Here is a 721-nt window from a genome sequence, read left to right on the forward strand (position 1 = left end):
GTTATACATTGGCAGATAGTATTAACTTTTCTAAAACAACCAATCAATTGTTGAAGCTTGGGGTTAAAAATAGCGTTGTAAAGGATACCTTGGCAGGATTAAGAAGCGGGCGTATTGACTTAAAACTTGTAGATAAACTGAGTTCTAGTTTATCTAAAGGGAGTGTTTCAAGTTCAGTCGTGACCAATTTATTAAGTAATACACTGAATAATAAGTTAAGCACCGAATTAACCTCGGGACTTGTGGACCAATTGGTTACTCATAAGTTACCTGTAGAATTAGTCTCAAATCTTTTAAATAGCCTAAATTCAGTTGTTTTATCGACAACGAATGCTGTAGATAACCTCACTGATCAGTTAACGAATACAGTCGATGGCTTGGTGGGTACAACAACCAATTTACTAGAAAATATTTTAAAAAGTTTAGGCGCTCAAATTTCGCTTAAAGTTGTAAATGACCTTGTTGGGGGAGTTACCAATACAGTAGACAATTTAGTCGATAACTTAACAGATGTTGTGGACAAAGTTTCACATGGTCTATTAGGCAATAACATTGTTATTTTATTAAATGGCCTTGTTAATGGCGCATTACCAATCGCTTTAGTAGCTGATATTGTTGGTGGTTTAACTAAAGGTTTACTATCTATTGATCTAGTATCCAACTTACTCGGTGGTGTGACGGGTGGACTATTACCGCTTGACCTCGTAACTAATTTAGTTGG

Annotated in this window: 1 pseudogene; it reads left to right on the forward strand. The window is 35.6% G+C overall.

Features of this window, described 5'->3' with window-relative positions:
- Positions 1-721, forward strand: a pseudogene (locus tag Aru01_RS18420) (hypothetical protein); the annotation flags it as partial.

The organism is Acinetobacter rudis (assembly GCF_000829675.1).
GTDB lineage: Bacteria > Pseudomonadota > Gammaproteobacteria > Pseudomonadales > Moraxellaceae > Acinetobacter > Acinetobacter rudis.